Source organism: Mesorhizobium onobrychidis, assembly GCF_024707545.1.
Taxonomy (GTDB): domain Bacteria; phylum Pseudomonadota; class Alphaproteobacteria; order Rhizobiales; family Rhizobiaceae; genus Mesorhizobium; species Mesorhizobium onobrychidis.
On the sequence record NZ_CP062229.1, the window covers coordinates 3279980 to 3297757 of the forward strand.

16 protein-coding genes and 1 pseudogene are annotated in these 17778 nt (G+C 64.1%); 4 read left to right on the forward strand and 13 right to left on the reverse strand.

Annotation, left to right across the window (positions count from 1 at the left end):
* Positions 1–89: 89 nt before the first annotated feature.
* The 11 genes from IHQ72_RS16395 to IHQ72_RS16445 all read right to left on the reverse strand — a co-directional run bounded on the left by IHQ72_RS16395 (position 90) and on the right by IHQ72_RS16445 (position 10074).
* Complete coding sequence (locus IHQ72_RS16395) at positions 90–977, reverse strand: amidohydrolase family protein (protein ID WP_258123856.1); 888 nt, start codon at positions 975–977, stop codon at positions 90–92.
* Positions 977–2110 (reverse strand): vWA domain-containing protein, encoded by a 1134-nt coding sequence (locus IHQ72_RS16400; protein ID WP_258123376.1) that lies wholly within the window; start codon positions 2108–2110, stop codon positions 977–979. Before IHQ72_RS16400 ends, IHQ72_RS16395 begins: the two co-directional genes overlap by 1 nt.
* The gene (locus tag IHQ72_RS16405) at positions 2107–2988 is read right to left on the reverse strand and encodes an AAA family ATPase (RefSeq protein WP_258123377.1); all 882 of its coding nucleotides are present in this window, start codon (positions 2986–2988) and stop codon (positions 2107–2109) included. Before IHQ72_RS16405 ends, IHQ72_RS16400 begins: the two co-directional genes overlap by 4 nt.
* A 9-nt stretch (positions 2989–2997) precedes the next feature.
* Positions 2998–4002 (reverse strand): xanthine dehydrogenase family protein molybdopterin-binding subunit, encoded by a 1005-nt coding sequence (locus IHQ72_RS16410; RefSeq protein ID WP_258123378.1) that lies wholly within the window; start codon positions 4000–4002, stop codon positions 2998–3000.
* 1 nt (position 4003) lies between these two features.
* Positions 4004–5371 carry a xanthine dehydrogenase family protein molybdopterin-binding subunit gene (locus IHQ72_RS16415; protein WP_258123379.1) on the reverse strand — a complete coding sequence of 456 codons (1368 nt, stop codon included), beginning with the start codon at positions 5369–5371 and terminating at the stop codon, positions 4004–4006.
* A gap of 13 nt (positions 5372–5384) precedes the next feature.
* Positions 5385–5867 (reverse strand): (2Fe-2S)-binding protein, encoded by a 483-nt coding sequence (locus IHQ72_RS16420; protein ID WP_258123381.1) that lies wholly within the window; start codon positions 5865–5867, stop codon positions 5385–5387.
* Positions 5868–5918: 51 nt separating this feature from the next.
* Positions 5919–6713: an FAD binding domain-containing protein gene (locus tag IHQ72_RS16425; protein WP_258123382.1), complete on the reverse strand. Its 795-nt coding sequence runs from the start codon at positions 6711–6713 to the stop codon at positions 5919–5921.
* A 31-nt stretch (positions 6714–6744) separates the two neighbouring features.
* Positions 6745–7188 carry an SRPBCC family protein gene (locus tag IHQ72_RS16430; protein ID WP_258123383.1) on the reverse strand — a complete coding sequence of 148 codons (444 nt, stop codon included), beginning with the start codon at positions 7186–7188 and terminating at the stop codon, positions 6745–6747.
* A gap of 103 nt (positions 7189–7291) precedes the next feature.
* Positions 7292–8119, reverse strand: coding sequence for an AraC family transcriptional regulator (locus IHQ72_RS16435; protein WP_258123384.1), 828 nt, complete (start codon positions 8117–8119; stop codon positions 7292–7294).
* 175 nt (positions 8120–8294) lie between these two features.
* Complete coding sequence (locus tag IHQ72_RS16440) at positions 8295–9293, reverse strand: ABC transporter permease (RefSeq protein ID WP_258123385.1); 999 nt, start codon at positions 9291–9293, stop codon at positions 8295–8297.
* 40 nt (positions 9294–9333) lie between these two features.
* The gene (locus tag IHQ72_RS16445) at positions 9334–10074 is read right to left on the reverse strand and encodes an ATP-binding cassette domain-containing protein (protein ID WP_123152118.1); all 741 of its coding nucleotides are present in this window, start codon (positions 10072–10074) and stop codon (positions 9334–9336) included.
* A gap of 425 nt (positions 10075–10499) precedes the next feature.
* On the opposite strand from IHQ72_RS16445, the gene IHQ72_RS16450 reads away from it, so the two are divergent.
* The 4 genes from IHQ72_RS16450 to IHQ72_RS16465 all read left to right on the forward strand — a co-directional run bounded on the left by IHQ72_RS16450 (position 10500) and on the right by IHQ72_RS16465 (position 16432).
* Entirely contained in the window at positions 10500–11489 is a 990-nt protein-coding gene (locus IHQ72_RS16450) for a sugar-binding protein (RefSeq protein ID WP_123152044.1), read from the forward strand.
* A 134-nt stretch (positions 11490–11623) separates the two neighbouring features.
* A complete protein-coding gene (locus IHQ72_RS16455; RefSeq protein WP_192359780.1) occupies positions 11624–12421 on the forward strand; it encodes a FadR/GntR family transcriptional regulator in 798 nt (265 codons plus the stop codon).
* Between the two features lie 366 nt (positions 12422–12787).
* Positions 12788–13885, forward strand: a complete 1098-nt coding sequence (locus IHQ72_RS16460) for a branched-chain amino acid ABC transporter substrate-binding protein (RefSeq protein WP_258123386.1) — start codon at positions 12788–12790, stop codon at positions 13883–13885.
* Between the two features lie 81 nt (positions 13886–13966).
* Positions 13967–16432, forward strand: coding sequence for an adenylate/guanylate cyclase domain-containing protein (locus IHQ72_RS16465; RefSeq protein WP_258123387.1), 2466 nt, complete (start codon positions 13967–13969; stop codon positions 16430–16432).
* 155 nt (positions 16433–16587) lie between these two features.
* On the opposite strand, the pseudogene IHQ72_RS16470 reads toward IHQ72_RS16465, so the two are convergent.
* Both IHQ72_RS16470 and IHQ72_RS16475 read right to left on the reverse strand, forming a co-directional pair.
* Positions 16588–16809, reverse strand: a pseudogene (locus tag IHQ72_RS16470) (hypothetical protein); the annotation flags it as partial.
* Positions 16797–17717, reverse strand: coding sequence for an NAD(P)-dependent oxidoreductase (locus IHQ72_RS16475; RefSeq protein ID WP_258123388.1), 921 nt, complete (start codon positions 17715–17717; stop codon positions 16797–16799). The gene IHQ72_RS16475 and the pseudogene IHQ72_RS16470, both read right to left, overlap by 13 nt.
* Between the last annotated feature and the right edge of the window lie 61 nt (positions 17718–17778).

Consider the following 17778-nt stretch of genomic DNA (forward strand, 5'->3'; position numbering starts at 1 on the left):
TCTATGCAACGATGCTTCCAGCACCCCTCATCCGACCTCGCTTCGCGAGGCCACCTTCTCCCACAAGGGGAGAAGGGGAGGTCAGCGCGTCACACCGGCCGATACACACGCTCCGCCGTGTTCCAAAAAATATCCGCCTCGGCGGCCGCGCCGTGCTTGGCCACTGCCTCGCGGTGCGCCTTGATCAGCTCGGCGTGGCTGGTCCACAGCTTCTCGATCGGGAAGTTCGAGCCGAACATCAGACGGTCGCTGCCGAGGATGTCGATCGCGTTGTCGACGATATAGGCGATCAGCGCCGGGTCGTTGCGGTGGACGAAGGTGCCGAGGCCGGAGAGCTTGGCGTAGAGGTTTGGCGCTGCTGAAAGCGTGCGCAATCCGGCCTTCCAGGCCTCCGTGGTTTCGTCCGACATGTCGGTCAGCATGCCGGCATGGGTGAGGATGAAATTCGTCTCCGGGTTCTCTGCAACCAGCGTCAGCCCGTCCTTCATCTGGGACGGGAAAAGCTGCAGGTCGAAGGACATGCGATAGTCCTTCAGCCGCGCCACATTGGCCCGCACCTTCGGGTCGATCACCTGGTCGGCGGAAGCGGCAAAGCGGAAGGCCGGCGTTTCGTGCCAGTGCAGCTGCATGCGCACGCCGCGCAGCAGCTTGTATTTTACTAGCCGATCAATCTGATGGCGCACATCGTCCACAGTCATGTCGGCATAGCCGACGATGGCATGCGGCCAGCCGGTTTCGTTAGCCGTCTTCTGCAGGAAGGCGACTTCAGTCTCGAAATCCTCCTTAGCCCAGTTGGTCTGGACATAGACCGCCTTCTCGATATCAGAGCCTTGCTGATCGGCGAGGAACCCCTCGATCGGGTAGTCGCGGCGGATCGGCTCGTAGGGTCCGAAGATGCGCGGCACCATCGGCCCGCGCAGCCAGGGCTGATCGTCTCTGCGCCAGATGTGGAAATGCGCGTCGATCGCCTTCTGCATCATGATACCCTCTTCCAGATGGCTGCAGCCGCCGGGGCAGGGCGGGCGAGCGACAGGATGAAATCGGTGAGACCGGCGATGGACGAGCCATCGATGAGATCGTCGAGCACCGGCAGGATGGCGCGAAGTGCTGCCGTGGCCGGCTGGAAACGCGGATCGCCGGCCAGCGGCGTCGCCAGCGAAAGCCGGAAGGCGCGTGCGCTCAGCCGACGCATCGCCATTTCCAGCTCGGCATGGTCGCCGCGCTCCAGCGCGTCGGACAGGATGACGACCGCCGCCCCGCGCGCGAAGGCGGAAAAGCGCGGCACCGACAGGAAGGCGAGCAGCGTCGGCCCCATGCGGGTGCCGCCGTCCCAGTCGTCGACCTGCGCCGCGACGCGGGCAAGCGCCTGGTCGCGGTCGCGAATGCGCAGCGCCGTGGTGATGCGGGTCAGCCGCGTGCCGAAGGCGAAAATTTCAGCCCGGTCCGCACCTTGCACCGCCGCATGCGCCAGTTTGAGGTAGTCCGATGTGTGCAGCTTCATCGAGCCGGACACGTCGATCAGCAGCAAAAGCTTGCGCGGCACGGTCTGCCTGCGGCGCAGCAGCGGCGACGGTATATCGCCGTCGGCACTGACGATTTCGCGGAGCGAACGGCGCAGGTCGAGCTTGCCGCGCGCATGCGTGCGCACGGTGCGGAAGGAGCGGCGGGCGGGCAGGGCGGTTGCGAGCTGGCGGCGGAAAGCGGCAAGCCCGTCGCCGTCGCGCTGGAAGTCGCGGGCGCTCAACAGTTCGGCGCCGGACGACAACTCGCCGCCTTCTGCCTGGCGCGTCACCTCACTCTCTTCATCGCTGGTGCCGCCGTCGTCCTTGATGCGGGTTTCCTCGTCGGCCTCGCCTTCGACCACGGCCGTGGTGTTGCCGTAGAAATAGCTTTGGAAATGCGCCTCGAATTCGTCGCGGCGGTCCGGCGGCGGCGCCAGCGTGGCAAGCGCCGCTTCGTGGATATCGGCCATCGAGCGGGGCCCGAGCAGCGTCACCGCCTGCATGAAGCCTGACACCTGCTCGGGCGCCACCGGAAAGCCATAGCGGCGCAGCAGCCGGCCAAAGCCGAGCAAGGGCGCAGCCGCCCGGGGTAGGGCCGCGGCGCTCACGCCAATGCCTCCTCGACGATCCGGCCAAGCTCGGGGGCGATGTAGGACAGGTCCTCTTCGTCCTTGATCAGCACGCCAATGGCGCGGCGGAACGCTTCCGGCCAAGGACTGCCGCCCTTTTCGAGGATCGTCGCGGCATTGGCCCATTCGACCGCCTCGGCAATGCCGGGCGGCTTCGCCAGCGGCCGGGCGCGGATGTCGCGCACGGCAGAAGCCACGGCGCGTGCCGTGGCCTCGGCGGCGTCACCGGCGCGCAGCATGATGATGGCGGCCTCGCGCTCGGCGTCGGGATAGGTGATCCAGTGGTAGACGCAGCGCCGCCGCAACGCTTCCGCCAGTTCGCGGGTGCGGTTTGAGGTCAGGATGACGATCGGCTGCGATTTGGCGCGGATGGTGCCGCGCTCGGGAATGCTGATCTGGAACTCGGAAAGGAACTCCAGCAGCAGCGCTTCGAACTCGTGGTCCGAACGGTCGATCTCGTCGACCAGCAGCACGCGCTTTTCCGGCGCCTTCAGCACCTGCAGCAGCGGCCGCGCGATCAGGAAACGGTCGTCATAGATGTCGACCTCATGCTCGCCGGCATGGCGGATGGCGAGCAGCTGGCGCTGGTAGTTCCATTCGTAGAGCGCATGCGCGGCGTCGATGCCTTCGTAGCATTGCAGCCGCACCAGATCGCGCCCGAGCACTTCGGCGATTGCTTTTGCGGCCTCCGTCTTGCCGACTCCGGGCGCGCCTTCGAGCAGCAGCGGCTTGCCAAGCCTTATCGCCAGGAAGATGGCAGTCGCGAGGCTCTCATCGGCCAGATAGCGCGAGGCGGCGAGGCGAGACGCCACCGCCTCCGGCGAGGTCGCGACAGTCTCGGCGCTTCTCTTGGGCATTTCCAACACTCAGTTCGATGCTTGCGCCTTCAGCGCCCGCAGGATGCGTTCCGGCGTGATCGGCAGCGTGTCGATGCGCACGCCGACGGCGTCGAAGACGGCATTGGCGACCGCCGGGATCTGCGGGTTGGCGCACATTTCGCCTGGCCCCTTGGCGCCGTACGGGCCGTCGGCCGAGGGCCGTTCCAGCACGATGATCTCGGTTTGCGCAAGATCGCCAGGACCCGGCATCAGATACTGGTTGAAGTCGGTGCCGCCATGGTCGCGATTGGGATAATAGGGTTCGGTGGTTTCGTAGAGCGCATGACTGATGCCCATCCATGAGCCGCCAACGAGCTGCTGTTCGACCATCTTCGGATTCAGCGCGCGGCCGATCTCAAAAACGTTCTTCACCGTCAGCACAGTGACCTCGCCGGTCTCGTCATCGACCTCGACCTCGGCCACCGTGCAGGCGTGCGCATAGCAGGTCGACGGCTTCATCGCGCCGGTCTCCTTCTCCGGATAGGAGCGCGGGATGAGGAACATTCCGCGGCCGGAGATCGAGCGGCCGCGCTTGAAATGCGCCGCCAGCGCGACATCGAAGATCGAGATCGATCTCTGCGGCGCGCCCTTGACCAGGATGTTGCCCTGGCCGTCGGTCTCGAGGTCCGACGCATTCACTTCCAGTTCCTCGGCCGCCACTTCCAGCATCACCTGGCGGGCTTCCCTGGCGGCCTGGATGACGGCATTGCCGGCGCGGTGGGTGCCGCGCGAGGCGAAGGTGCCCATGCAATGCGGGCCGGTGTCGGTGTCGGCGGTGTCGACGACGACGCGGTCGGTCGGCACGCCGATTGTCTCGGCGCAGATCTGCGCCATGATCTGCTTCATGCCCTGGCCGAGATCGACGCTCGAAAGCGTCACCATGAAATTGCCGGTCGGTGTCGAATGGACCAGCGCCTGGGTCGGGTCGCCGCCGAGGTTCATGCCGGTCGGATAATTGATCGCGGCGACGCCGCGTCCGCGCCTGATCGCCATCTCAAGCTCCCTTCGCGTAGGACGACATCGCCATGAACTTTTCCGCCACCGGCCAGTTGGCGGCGCGCGAGGCCTCCTGCATGCATTCGATCAGAGCCGCCCCTTCGGTCGGCTGGCGATGCGCCTTCATGTCGCCGTCGCGGTAGGCGTTGATGAAGCGGAATTCGAGCGGATCCATGCCGATCAGCCGGGCGAGCTTGTCCATCTGCACCTCGAGCGCGAAATCGCCGATGGTGACGCCGAAGCCGCGCATAGCGGAGGAGGGCGTGCGGTTGGTGTAGACGCAGTAGGTGTCGATCCAGACATTCGGGATCGTGTAGGGGCCGGGATAGTGCCCCGCCCCCTTCTGCGCGCCATAGGGCGAATGGCGCGAATAAGCGCCAGCATCGGTGTAGCCGGTGACCTTGCGGGCGACGATACGGCCGTCCTTCATGACGCCGTCCTTGATGACGACCTTTTCCGCCGCGCGCGGCGAGGAGATCTGCATCTCCTCCTCGCGGCTGTAGATGAAGGAGACCGGACGCCCGGTCAGCTTGGCGCCGAGGATGGCGATCGGCTCGACGATGACGTCGACCTTGCCGCCAAAACCGCCGCCGACGGTGCCGCCGACGAAATGCAGCTTGTTGCCGGGCATCTGCAGGACGATCGAGGCGTTGTCGAGGGTGAAGAACATCGCCTGCGTGTTGGTGTAGCAGGTGAAGCGGTCATTGCCCTCGGGCACGACGATGCAGCCGGTCGTCTCGGTCGGCGCGTGTTCGATCGGCGAGGATTGGTAGGTCTGTTCGAGCATGTGGTCGGCGCCGGCGAAACCGGCCTCGACATCGCCGAAGCGCACCTTGCGGCATTCGCCGCTGTCATAGAGGTAATAATTCCGGCCGTGATACTCGTTCACTATCGGCGCGCCGGGCTTCAGCGCTTCCTCCATGTCGAAGACGGCCGGCAGTACCTCGTAATCGATCTTGACCTTGGCTGCCGCTTCCTGGGCGGCGCGCTCGGTCTCGGCCAGCACCGCCACCACCGCCTCGCCCTTCCAGCGCACCTTGCCATCGGCCAGCACCGTCTCGTCCTCCGGCCCGATCTGGATCAGGATCAGGATGGTGTAGACATTATGCGGCACGTCCTGGGCGGTCAGGATTTTCACCACGCCCGGATGCTTTTCCGCCTCGGAGGTGTCGATGCTGCGGATGCGGGCGTGGTGGTGCGGGCTACGCACCATCTTCAGATGCAGCATGCCGGGAAAATTGCGGTCGGCAAAATAGGCGGTCTTGCCGGTGACATGACCGGGTGAATCCGAACGCGGCCGCGGCTGGCCGATCTCGTGCAGATCGTCCTTGCGTTGGTCGGCGAAATAGCTCTTGCGGAGTTCCATCTTTTTGACTCCCTCAGGCCGCATTCTGCGAATTGGACCGCGCGGCGGTCAGCACCGCCTGGATGATCGGCTCGTAGCCGGTGCAGCGGCAGATGTTGCCCGACAGCGCCTCGACGACATCGTCGCGGCTAGGGTTCGGAGTGTGGTCGAGCAGCACCTTGGCGGCCATGATCATGCCCGGCGTGCAGAAGCCGCACTGGGCGGCGAAGGCATCGAGGAAGGCGCGCTGCAGCGGATGCAGCACGCCGGCTTCCGAAAGCCCCGATGTCGTGGTGATGGCCGCACCGTTACAAGTCTCGGCCAGCGTCAGGCAGGAGAGCCGAAGCTCGCCGTCGATGATGACCGAGCACGCGCCGCATGTGCCCTGGTGGCAGCCACCCTTCGGCGAGGTGTCGCCGATCTTGTCGCGCAGTGCGTTGAGCAGCGTCGTGCCGCTGTCGATGAATTCGGCCTTTTCCGCACCGTTGAGCGTGAACTGAACCGGGACCTTTGCCATATTTTCCTCCTTGCGCGCAGCCAAGCAAGCGCGCGCCCCCAATGAGCAATTTCAGCCGAGCAGCAGCCGGCCGAGATGGACCGGCAGGACTTCATTGCGGTACCAGGCACTGGCGATCGGATCTGTGACAGGCGAGGTGCCATCACTCGCGACAGCCAGGGCCGGCGCTATGCCATCGCTGGTGAGTTTCCTGCCGAGCAGCGCCTTTTCTGCCGCATTGGCGCGCATCGGCCGGTCGGCCATGCAGCCGAGCGCAATCCGCGCCGAAGACACGATTCCATCCGGCGCCTGCTCCACCACTGTGGCGATACTCAACACCGAGATGCCTTTCGGCTTGACCCGCGACACTTTCAGGAAGCGAAAACTGCCTTCCGCTGGCAAGCTGAAGCCCACCCAAGTGGCGATGGCGTGATTGCTTTCGCGCATCGCCAGGAAGGTTTCGATCGGCATCTCTCCGTCCTCGGTGCTGACGGTTGCGTCCAATGCCAGCAGCGCCACGGTGAAATCGCCATAGGGCGCCGGGGCGAAGAGATTGCCGCCGACCGTCGCCATGTTGCGGATGGCCGGGCCGCCGACGGCGCGCGCGGCGCGGGCAAGCGGAGCGAGATCCGGATGACGGGCGATCGCGGCCATGGTCACCGAAGTGCCGATGCGGACCTTGCCGCCGGAAACAGTGATGGCTGAAAGCGCCGGGTCGATCGACCTGATGAGGCTGGAGACCGAGACATCACCTTCATTGGCGGCGCGCACGACCAGCGTGCCGCCGCCGAGATAACGGGTGCCGGCGGATTTCAGTGCCGCGTTCGCGTCCTTGACCGTCGAGAAAGTTTGCAGTGCAAGCGCCATGGAACGCTCCTGTTTGTCAGCCCAATTCAGTTCAACCTTGGCCGGCGAAATGACTTTTCAAAGCGTTGAAGCCGCCCTGGAAGACGTTGGCGCCCATGCCCTCGGCCAGCTTGTCTGCTTCTTCCAGGGGCGCGTCGAAGCTGGCGGTCCATTCGGCATAGGTGCGGTCGCCGTCGGTCACCTTCCGCAACTGCAGCGTCGCCTTGTGATTGGTGAGCGGCTGCGGCGTCTCCAGGATGGAGTAGCTGACGCGGAAATTGTCGTCGGAGAAGTCGAGCAGCTTTTCGCGGATGCGGGCGCCGCTGGCGAGCTGAAAGTTGCGCACGCAGCCGATCGTGCCGGCATCCTTGCCGTCCTCGATATGGCTCTCGACCATACGCGGATGCCAGCTCGGCAGACCGTTGAAGTCGCGTATGCGCGCCCAGACCTTTTCGACCGGCGCGTCGATGACGCTGGAGACGGTAATTTTCGCCATATGATCGTTCCCTTGCAGATATCTATGTCGCGAGGGTAGAGCGGCGAGCCCGGCGGCGCTTATCAATGCGTCTTGAACGCCTATCAATAAGTCTGAAAATGGCTCAGGAAATGGCCCGCGCCGCCTCGCGATAGAGTGTCGGCGGAACGCCGACATGATCGCGGAAGAAGCGTGAGAAATTGCCCTGCGTGGTGAAGCCGAGATTGCAGGCGACCGAGATCAGCGGCTCCTGCGACCACTGCAACTGCCGCACTGCTTCTTCCATGCGCAACGTGTTCCAGTAGACGTTGGGCGTCAGATTGGTCTGTTCCTTGAACAGCGCGAAGAAATGCGGCCGCGACAGGCCGACGCTGCGCGCCACATCGTCGAAGCAGATGCGCTCGCAGACATTAGCCTTCATCAGCTGGATCGCCTTGCGAACACGGAAATCCTGCATGGTGTGGACGCGGGTGCGTGCCACTTGCGGTGCCGAGGCGCCGGCGGCGTCGAGCACGCTGTCGATGAAGCGCTCGATCTCGTAATTGGCGATGTCGTCGATGCTCTCATTGTCGCTGAGATGGTCGAGAAGGTTGGCTGCCGCCTTGTGCAGCCAGGGCTCCAGCGTGATCGCCGGTGCTGAAAATAGCGGCGCGGCGGACGGCAGGTCGCGGCGCCGGCGCGCCCAGTCCGGATCGATGTAGAAGGCGAGGAACAGGCCGGGCCGGCCGTCGCGGGACAAAGCGTGGCTGTGCGGCTGGAAGGAATTGATGCCGGCCGCGGTGCCAGGTCCAAGCCGCACCGTCTCGCGGCCGATGGTCATCTCGCCGGCTGTGCCTTCCAGCCAGATGATTATATGCGCCTCGACATGGGCATGGGTGACGAAGTCGCTGGCGACGTTCAGGACAGAAACATGTCCGAACCGGCCCCAGTAGAGCCTGATCGCTTCCGTCATGGGTATATCCTCCCGCAGGCGACTGGCCTCCCTTCGCCTGCAATGGGGATAGTGCGGCTCAGTCCGGGCCTGCGTCAAGGCACATGCGCACGCCTGGCGCCCGCCATGGACCGTGCCGGCCGATTTTCAGACTGAGCGATAGCAACGGAAACGAATAGCGCTCGTGACCTGCGGTCTATTCGTTACGCCTGAAATTGCGTATCCGGTCGAACAGGACCGCCAGCAGAATGGCGCCGCCGATGAAAACCCCCTGCCAGAAGGCATTGATGCCGAGCAGGCCGAGACTATTGCGGATCACTTCGATCAGCGCCGCGCCGACGACGGCGCCAAAGGCCGTGCCCATGCCGCCGGCCAGGTTGGCGCCACCGATGACGGTGGCGGCGATGACCTGAAGCTCCATGCCGTTGCCGAGATTGGTGGTGACGGCGCCAAGCCAGCCGGTCTGGATGATGCCGGCAAGGCCCGCCGCCAGCGCCGAGATCATGTAGACCGCGACCTTGATCTGGCGCACCGGAACGCCGGTCAGCGTCGCCGCATGCTCGTTGCCGCCGATGGCGAAGATGTGCCGGCCGAATTTCGTCCAGCGCAGGACAAAGCCGGTGATCAGCGCCAGCAGGATGGTATAGAGCACCGGATTGGCGATGCCGAACACAAAGGCGCCGCCGCCCAGCGCCAGTAGCTTGTCGTGATCGGGCCCGAACTGGAAGACGACGGTGTTGTTGGAGGCGACCATGGCCAGGCTGCGGGCTATCGACAGCATGCCGAGCGTGACCACGAAGGGCGGAAAGCCGAGATAGGCGATCAAAATACCGTTGAAGGCGCCGATGATCAGCGCCGTCGCGATCGCAGCGGCAATGCCGATCTCGATGCCGTAGCCGGCATGCATGGTCACGGCCAGCACCATCGAACACAGGCAAAGCACCGAACCGACCGAAAGGTCGATGCCGCCGGTGATGATGACGAAGGTCATGCCCAGCGCGACGATGGCGACGAAGGTGACGTTGCGGGTGATGTTGTAGAGGTTCTTGGTCGTGGCGAAGGAATCGGTGGCCACGGACAGGAACAGGCAGGCGAGGATGACCGCGATCACCACCCAGAAGGTCTGGCTGGCAAACACCCTGGTCAGCAAAGTGTGCTGTTTCTGCGCGATCGTCTGGTCAAGTGTTACAGCCATCGTCGACCTTTATCTTCTTCCGTGGTGAAACCCGCTGACATCAAACCTGTTCGATGGCGCCGGTGATGAGCCCGGTGACTTCCTCGGGCGAACTCGACGCGATCGTCTTGTCGGCAACCTTGCGGCCGCGCCGCATGACGATGACGCGGTCCGCAACGTCAAAGACATCGGGCATACGGTGACTGATCAGCACGACCGCTATGCCCTGGTCGCGCAAATGGCGGATCAGGTTCAGCACCTCGGCGACCTGCCGGACCGAGATCGCCGCCGTCGGCTCGTCCATCAGCACGATCTTGGCCTGCGAAAGCATGGTGCGGGCAATCGCCACCGCTTGCCGCTGGCCGCCCGACATCTGCTTGACCAGATCGCGCGGGCGGGTTTCGGACTTCAGCACGGCAAAGATCTGGCCGGCGCGCTTGTACATCGCGGCATAGTCGAGGATGCGAAACGGCCCGACGCCGCGGCGCAGCTCGCGACCGAGATAGACGTTGGCGGCGGCCGTCAGATTGTTGCACAGCGCCAGGTCCTGGTGGACGATCTCGATGCCGTGCTGGCGCGCCTCCACCGGCTTGTGCAGGATCAGCTCCTTGCCGTCCATCTGCATTGTGCCATGGCTCGGGCGGAAATTGCCGGCGATCATCTTGACCAGCGTCGACTTGCCGGCGCCGTTGTCGCCCATCAGCCCGACCACCTGTCCGGCCTCGAGCGACAGCGAAACGTCGTTGACAGCCTGGATGGCGCCGAAATGTTTTGAGATGTTGGCGAGTTCGAGAACCGACACCAGACTGCTTCCTCCGTGCTTTCCGGCCTGCGGTTCTGCCGCGGGCCTCGCTCTTCCCAGCTCCTCCCGGGAACCGCGCTTTCGCCATTTACGCACAAGCCCCCTTGCCGTCAACAGCGGCTTGTTTCGAAAAATCCGTTTTGTAGGACAAATAGCAATTGACGTTGGTCGCAAGCCGATATTAGCTAAGCGTCGAGGAGATTATGCCGATCTCCTGTCCCGGTTCGCCGGGCAGAATCGGCGGAGGTTTATCGGTCGAGGATCTGGCAGCGTCCGTATCGCGCTGGTCCGCGACCGCATCTGGAAATGCTTATCGGCCCGGCTTGACGACACGAGCGCTCGCGAAACGAACCTCTGTCATCGCGCATCCGGGCTGGTCTGTGTGGCGGGCACGCCGTGTCCGTCTGTTTCAAGGGAGGACTGAAATGAGGAAATCACTATTGCTCGCTGCCGTCGCCGTGTTGGCGTTGGGCGCCGGGCCGGCTTTGGCCAAGAAACAGCTCGTCATCGTGGTGAAGGGGCTCGACAATCCGTTCTTCGAGGCCATCCACCAGGGTTGCGAGAAATGGAACTCGGAAAACGCCAGCTCGGAATATGAATGCTTCTACACCGGTCCAGCGTCGACTTCGGACGAGGCCGGCGAAGCCCAGATCGTCCAGGACATGCTGAGCAAGCCGGACACGGTGGCGATGGCGATTTCGCCGTCCAACGCGCCGCTGATCGCGCAGACCATCAAAAGCGCCAATCCGTCGATCCCGATCATGACGCTCGACGCCGACCTCAGCAAGGAAGATGCGGCGCTGCGCAAGACCTATCTTGGCACCGACAACTACCTGATGGGCTACAAGATCGGCGAGTACATCAAGAAGGGCAAGCCGGAGGGTGGCAAGATCTGCACCATTGAGGGCAATCCGGCGGCCGACAACATCCTGCGCCGCGCCCAGGGCATGCGCGACGCGCTTTCAGGCCAGAAGGATCTCCCGGCGCTCGCCGGCGAGGGCGGCTGGACCGAGGTTGCCGGCTGCCCGGTGTTCACCAATGACGATGGCGCCAAGGGCGTGCAGGCGATGACCGATATCCTCGCCGCCAATCCCGATCTCGACGCCTTCGGCATCATGGGCGGCTGGCCGCTGTTCGGCGCGCCGCAGCCCTATCGCGACCTGTTCAAGCCGATGGCCGACAAGATCGCCAGCAACGAGTTCGTCATCGGCGCCGCCGATACGATCGGTGACGAGGTGGCCATTGCCAAGGAGGGTCTGGTGACCGCACTGGTCGGCCAGCGGCCGTTCGAGATGGGCTACAAGGCACCCTCGGTGATGATCGACCTGATCGAAGGCAAGCCCGTCGCCGATCCGGTCTTCACCGGTCTCGATGAGTGCACCAAGGATACGGTCGATACCTGCATCCAGAAGTAGGTTCGCAGGTTTCGGGGCGTCCGATCGCCGGGCGCCCCGTCACACCGGTTCACGAAAACGTACGAGGTGACATTGCTGGGGCAAACCGCTCCTGCTTTGCCGCGCCTTGAGTTCAGCCTGTGCCGGGGACATCGATGTCGGACGCAAGATTGAAAAAGCGACTTACCACGGTCAAGGCACGGGCCAAGGTCAAGGCACCGGCCGCCCGTCCGGCCGGTGCTCGCCGTGCCGACGCGGCGCTGATCCCCGGATCGAGCGTGCATGCGTCGCTGGCCAACGAGATCGGCCTCAGGATCGTGCGCGGCGACTATCCGCCGGGAACCATCCTGCCCAACGAGGCCAAATGGTCCGAGACCTTCAACGTCAGCCGCTCGGCGGTTCGCGAAGCGATCAAGATGCTGATGGCCAAGAGCCTGCTGGCCTCACGCCCCAAGATCGGCAGCTGGGTCGAGCCGAAGGAGCGCTGGAACCTGCTCGATCGCGACGTGCTCGCCTGGTACGCGACGGCGCCCGATCGCGAAATGTTCCTGCGCACCGTCCAGGAATTCCGCCACATCATTGAGCCGGAAGCCAGCGCCTTTGCCGCGATCCGGCACAGCGACGAGCAGATGGCCGAGATCAGCCAGGCCTGCCGTGAGATGGGCGAGGCGGCGACGCTGCCGGAGCGCACCCGCGCCGATACGCGATTTCATCTCGCCATCCTGAGGGCGTCGGGCAACGACCTCCTGGTGCCGCTCGGCGTGCTGATCGAATCCGCGCTCGATCATCTGTTCGTCTTCGTCACGCGCGAGACCAGCGACCAGCGGCGGGCACAGTCGTTGCACGAGGCGATCGAAAAGAACATCCGTCTCAGGCGCCCGGCGGCTGCAAGGAATGCCGTGCACCGGCTGCTCGCCAACACCGACGAGGTTATCGGGCGGTCGCGACGGTGAGATCAAACCCAATCGCTCTGAACGGCAAAGTTCGCTCTAAGCGGAAACTCGTTCGCGCTCGGCCGAATTCCCGGCCATGACCCGAAAGCGACCTTCGTAGGTCGGGCCGGAACGTCTGCAAAGGGGGCAATCCACTTCGTAGCACGCGATGGCAACAACCGCTTAGGCCCGATTTTGTTGAGAACCTCGGCAAGCGCGAGCGCTTTAGCCGTCAACTAACCCGCGCAGGGATATGGCAAATCCAGGTTTAAGCCTAATCAACGACGAGACGAGTGCGCTGTAGGAACAGCCAAGATATCCACGTTCGCGGAAAGGACTGTCGGCGTTGACGGGATTGGCGTAAACTACACGCTTGGGGTGTCATCCATGCACCGTATCATCACAGTGGCTTTTGTGGCGCTCGCGGCGTTGTTCATCTGCCCCGCGCGGGCGGAGGTATTGATCGGGGTTTCGGCCGCGATGACGGGACGGCTCGCCTGGATTGGCGAGCAGGGGCAGCGTGGGGCAGAGATGGCTGTTGCCGACTTCAATGCGGCGGGCGGCGTTCTCGGCCAGCAGGTGGGGTTAATCGCGGTCGACGATTTCTGCGATCCCGAGCAGGCGGTGGTGGCAGCCCGGAAGCTGGTCGCTGATGGCGTGGTGCTCGTCATCGGTCACTACTGCTCCGGAGCCTCGATCCCGGCATCGAAGGTGTACGAGGCGACGGGAGTTCTGCAGATTTCGCCGGGATCGACCAATCCGCAGCTGACCGAACAGGGTCGGGCCAACGTCTTCCGCGTCATTGGTCGCGACGATACGCAAGGAATCGTGGCCGGCAACCACCTAGCCGATCACTGGGGCGACAAGAAGGTCGCGATCCTTCACGACAGCACGACATATGGGAAAGGTCTCGCCGATGAGACCAGAAAGCAGCTGAACAAGCGGGGCGTGACCGAAGCTGTCTACGACGCGTACACCCCAGGCAAGGACGACTATTCGGCCGAGGTCGCTGCACTACAGGCCGCTGGCATCGCCGTGCTGTATGTCGGTGGGTATCATGCCGAGGTTGCGCTGATTGCTCGCGCCGCACGCGACCGCGGCTACGCAGTTCAGATCATCTCCGGCGATGCCCTGGCGACCGAGGAATTTGCCCTGATCGCCGGCCCCGCGGCCGAGGGGACCCTCTTCACGTTCTCCGCGGACCCACGGCGAAACCCCGAAGCGGCCCCGGTAGTGGAGCGATTCCGTGCCGAAAACTTCGAGCCCGCAGGCTACACGCTGCTGAGCTACGCTGCCGTCCAGGTCTGGGCGCAGGCGGTCGAGAAGGCAGGTTCGCTGGAGCTGGCGACGGTCATCGCGACCCTGCGCGGGCAGGAGTTCGACACTGTCCTGGGCTCGATCGATTTCGACGACAAGGGCGATCTCTCGACCCAGAACTGGGTATGGTACGTCTGGCGAAGTGGAGAGTACGTGCCGGTCGAGTAAGGGCCAATTCGACGGCGCGCCGCTTGAGATATCTGATGCAGACCACGTTAGCGGGTTCATTCGGATCAAAGCGTTGCCGCGATGCTTGAACGCCTCGGCATACGCGGCCGCCTGCTGCTGGCTTTTTTCGGGATCAGCGCCTTCGCAGTGCTGGCAACAGCGGCTGCCCTGTATGCCTTTCTCCAGGTCGGCGACGTCGTCGACCGCATCACCAGGGATCGGGTGCCGTCGGCGCTTGCCTCCCTCCAGCTGTCGCGCCAGGCCGAGCGGGTCGCGGCCATTGCGCCGGCCGTGCTGACGTTGACTAGCAAAGCCCGGCACAACGAAGTCTCGGCCGCGATCGGGGTCGAGATGACGCGCCTCGAGGAGCTGCTGGCCGCGCTCAAGGGTGCCGCGCTTGGAACGCCAGCGGTGGCTGAGATCGAGGCTGCGGTGCTCGGTCTCAGGCGCAACCTCGACGCTCTCGACGACCTTGTTGCCACGCGCCTCGCCGTGGTCGCGCGCAAGGAAGAGCTGTTGCGCCGCTTGTCGGCGACGACAATTGCAGGCCAGCGTCTCGTGGCCCCCGGCATCCTGGTGATGAATTCCAGGCTCGCGCAGTGGCGGGCCGCGGCCGACGCATCGCTCGCGCCGGATCGAAGCGCGGCGGTCATGGCCGATCTCGTCCAGGCGATTGCAGCCTACATCCCCCAACAGAGGGCGCACCAGGAGATGTCGGCGGTCAACGACGCTCTGGTCAGGACGGCGGACGCGTCGACGCCGGGCGATCTGGCGTTGATCCTGTTTCCGCTGCGCCGGTCCCTTGCCGCTCTGGAAACGATCTCCGCCGAGATCGACGAGAAGCTGCAGGTCCGCTTCCGACAACGGGTGGACGAGTTTAAGGCGCTGATCGATGGCGAAAAGAGCATCCCCAAGGCCCGCCAGGACGAGCTAGCCGTCCTGGCGCAGGGCGAAAAGCTTCTCGGCGAAAACAATCGGCTGTCGCGCAGCCTCACCGCTGCCGTTGATCGACTGGTCGCCGCGGCGGACCGCGAGATCACCGCGTCCGGTCTCGAAGCCGCGGTCGTCCAGCGCTACGGCACCGGAGTTGTTCTTGGCTCCGCCTTCCTCAGCCTTCTGAGTTCGGTTCTGGTGGTCTGGCTCTATGTTGACCGAAGCCTTCTCGCCCGGCTGGGGGCGGTGAGCCAGGGCATGTTCGCGATCGCTGGCGGCAATCTTCGTGCGCCGCTGCCTGCCGCCGGCCGCGACGAAATCGGGCGCATGGCCGACGCGCTCAGGCTGTTCCGGGACACCGCGGTCGAGGTCGAGGAAAAGAACCTGCGCGAGGTCGCCGAGGCGCGCCAGCGGCTCGTCGATGCCATCGAGAGCATCTCCGAAGGGTTCGCTCTCTACGACGGGGAGGACCGGCTTGTCCTCAGCAACAGCCGCTATCGCGAGCTGCTCTACAGCGACCTTGCGATCGAACTGGCGCCCGGCACGACGTTCGAGCAGATCATCCGCCGATCCGCCGAGCGCGGCTACATCAAGGATGCCGAGGGGCGGTTCGAGGAATGGGTCGCCGAGCGGCTCTCCCGGCACCGCAACCCTGGCGAGCCCTGGGTGCAGCGGCGCGGCGATGGACGATGGATCATGATAGGCGAGCGGCGCATCACGGGCGGCGGCACGGTCGCCGTCTACTCGGACATCACGGAGCTGAAGCAACGGGAGGAGAACCTCGCCCAGAAATCCGCGGCTCTCGAGGCGCTTTCCAACAAGCTGGCCAAGTATCTCGCGCCGCAGGTGTACAAATCGATATTTTCTGGCCGTCAGGACGTCAGGATCGCCAGTCAGCGCAAGAAGCTGACCATATGCTTCTCGGATATCGCCGGCTTTACCGAGACCACCGACAAGATGGAGTCGGAGGACCTCACCCAGCTCCTCAACCACTATCTGACGGAAATGTCGAAAATTGCTTCGGATCACGGCGCGACGATCGATAAGTATGTCGGTGACGCGATCTTGATGTTTTTCGGCGATCCGGAGACTCGCGGTGTCAAGGAGGACGCGCTCGCCTGCGTCGAGATGGCTCTCGCCATGCAGAAGCGGATGAGCGACCTTGCCGAAATCTGGCGCGACATCGGCATCGAAACGCCGCTGCGCTGCCGCATCGGCATCCACACCGACTACTGCACCGTCGGCAACTTCGGCAGTGAAGATCGGATGGACTACACGATCATCGGCGGCGCCGTGAATCTCGCCTCGCGCCTCGAGCAGGAGGCGCCACCGGGTGCCGTGCTCATTTCCTATGAGACGTTTGCGCAGGTGAAGGACACGATCGACTGCGTGGAACTGGGACACGTCCAGGTCAGGGGCATCGCCTATCCCGTCGCCACCTATCGCGTCCTCGATCTGAAGGCCAATCTGGTCGCCGCCGGCAGCGCCGTTCGAACCGAGCTGCCGCATCTCAGACTAGAAGCTGAACCCGAGTTGATGTCTGCTGGGGAGCGAGAGGAAGCCGCGACTGCGCTTCGCGACGTGCTCGATCGACTTTGTCACAAGCCCGGGTAGCAGGCTTCGCGCCCGCACCCGGATCGTCGACTTCTACCGCCCTCACCTCGTCGACTAGCGCAGGGATATTCCTCCGCCAGCGCCTCTTTTGGGGCCGAGACTCGACCTTCCCGGCGTCGCTGGCAAGGTCCGGTTGTGGCGCCACTTGCTCGTTCTCATCGACGAGACGAATGGCAACATTCTACCCATCTTGGCCATTTGCGCTGGCTGATTGGGTTTGCCCCTAGATGATAGTTGTTTAGTCCCGGCATTTGATGGGTGGGATCGAGTCGGAACCGTTCGGGCTCTTTTGCCCAGATTTTGCAGATGAATTCGTGGGGCGTGAGGCCCTTGAGGGTCTTAAGCCGGCGCGCGAAATTGTAAGCTAAGATGAAGTCGGCGTCAGGTCGACGCCGTTGATCTTGCCGATATGCGTGGCCAGCATCGGCACATACTGATCGGCCGGCCCGGCGGCGAATGCGCCGGCGAAGGCGTTCTTGGTGGCATTACCGAGCGGGTTGGCGATGCCGGCGGCACCCGCCATCGATTCGAGATAAGTGAGATCCTTAAAGGCGTTGGCGATGGTGAATTTGTGCGCATCGCGGTCGCCTTCGAGCGTCCAGCGCATAAAGGTCTGGTAGAAGCCGCAATCCATGCGGCCGTTGCGGATGACGCTGTCGAAGCGCGGCGGCGAGATGCCGACCTTCTCGGCCAGCGCCAGCGCCTCGGAATAGATCGCGGCATAGCCCAGCGAGATGAAATTATTGAGCAGCTTCATGCGGTGGCCGTCGCCGGTGTCGCCGATATGGACGATACGTCCGGCCCAGGTGTCGAGCACCGGCTTCAGCCGGGCAAAGACCGCGTCCGACGCGCCGACCATGGCGTCGAGCGTGCCTTCCCACGCCTCCTTCGGCGTGCGGCTCAGCGGAGCATCGACATAGTCGACGCCGAGCGCCTTGAGTTCGGTGGCAAGCGCCACGGTCGAGGTGGGATCCGAGGTCGAGCAATCGACGACCACCGACCCCTTCTTCAGGCCTTCCTTGAGGCCGCCGGGCCCGCGGATGATGGCTTCGACCTCGCGCGAGCCGGTGACGCAGATGAAGACGATATCAGATGCCACTGCCACGTCGCGCGAGGTCGCGGCTTCCTCCGCACCCCGGCCAAGCAGGTCTTGCGCCGGAGCGCGGTTCTTGCGGCCGAGAAACGTCAGGGAATAGCCCTTGTCGACGATGTTCTTCGCGATCCCGTGGCCCATCAAGCCAAGTCCGATGAAGCCGATCTTTTCGCTCGCGGCGGTCGTGTTCATGTGGTGTCGTCCTATGTTGCTGATATCGATGACGGCGCTGCACTTTGGCAGGCGAACTGTT

What these genes read in the sequence shown, in the direction of transcription:
- IHQ72_RS16395 (WP_258123856.1), bottom strand. Translation starts at nt 977, where the DNA reads ATGCAGAAGGCGATCGACGCGCATTTCCACATCTGGCGCAGAGACGAT.
- IHQ72_RS16405 (WP_258123377.1), bottom strand. Translation starts at nt 2,988, where the DNA reads ATGCCCAAGAGAAGCGCCGAGACTGTCGCGACCTCGCCGGAGGCGGTG.
- IHQ72_RS16410 (WP_258123378.1), bottom strand. Translation starts at nt 4,002, where the DNA reads ATGGCGATCAGGCGCGGACGCGGCGTCGCCGCGATCAATTATCCGACC.
- IHQ72_RS16415 (WP_258123379.1), bottom strand. Translation starts at nt 5,371, where the DNA reads ATGGAACTCCGCAAGAGCTATTTCGCCGACCAACGCAAGGACGATCTG.
- IHQ72_RS16420 (WP_258123381.1), bottom strand. Translation starts at nt 5,867, where the DNA reads ATGGCAAAGGTCCCGGTTCAGTTCACGCTCAACGGTGCGGAAAAGGCC.
- IHQ72_RS16425 (WP_258123382.1), bottom strand. Translation starts at nt 6,713, where the DNA reads ATGGCGCTTGCACTGCAAACTTTCTCGACGGTCAAGGACGCGAACGCG.
- IHQ72_RS16430 (WP_258123383.1), bottom strand. Translation starts at nt 7,188, where the DNA reads ATGGCGAAAATTACCGTCTCCAGCGTCATCGACGCGCCGGTCGAAAAG.
- IHQ72_RS16435 (WP_258123384.1), bottom strand. Translation starts at nt 8,119, where the DNA reads ATGACGGAAGCGATCAGGCTCTACTGGGGCCGGTTCGGACATGTTTCT.
- IHQ72_RS16440 (WP_258123385.1), bottom strand. Translation starts at nt 9,293, where the DNA reads ATGGCTGTAACACTTGACCAGACGATCGCGCAGAAACAGCACACTTTG.
- IHQ72_RS16450 (WP_123152044.1), top strand. Translation starts at nt 10,500, where the DNA reads ATGAGGAAATCACTATTGCTCGCTGCCGTCGCCGTGTTGGCGTTGGGC.
- IHQ72_RS16455 (WP_192359780.1), top strand. Translation starts at nt 11,624, where the DNA reads ATGTCGGACGCAAGATTGAAAAAGCGACTTACCACGGTCAAGGCACGG.
- IHQ72_RS16460 (WP_258123386.1), top strand. Translation starts at nt 12,788, where the DNA reads ATGCACCGTATCATCACAGTGGCTTTTGTGGCGCTCGCGGCGTTGTTC.
- IHQ72_RS16465 (WP_258123387.1), top strand. Translation starts at nt 13,967, where the DNA reads ATGCTTGAACGCCTCGGCATACGCGGCCGCCTGCTGCTGGCTTTTTTC.
- IHQ72_RS16475 (WP_258123388.1), bottom strand. Translation starts at nt 17,717, where the DNA reads ATGAACACGACCGCCGCGAGCGAAAAGATCGGCTTCATCGGACTTGGC.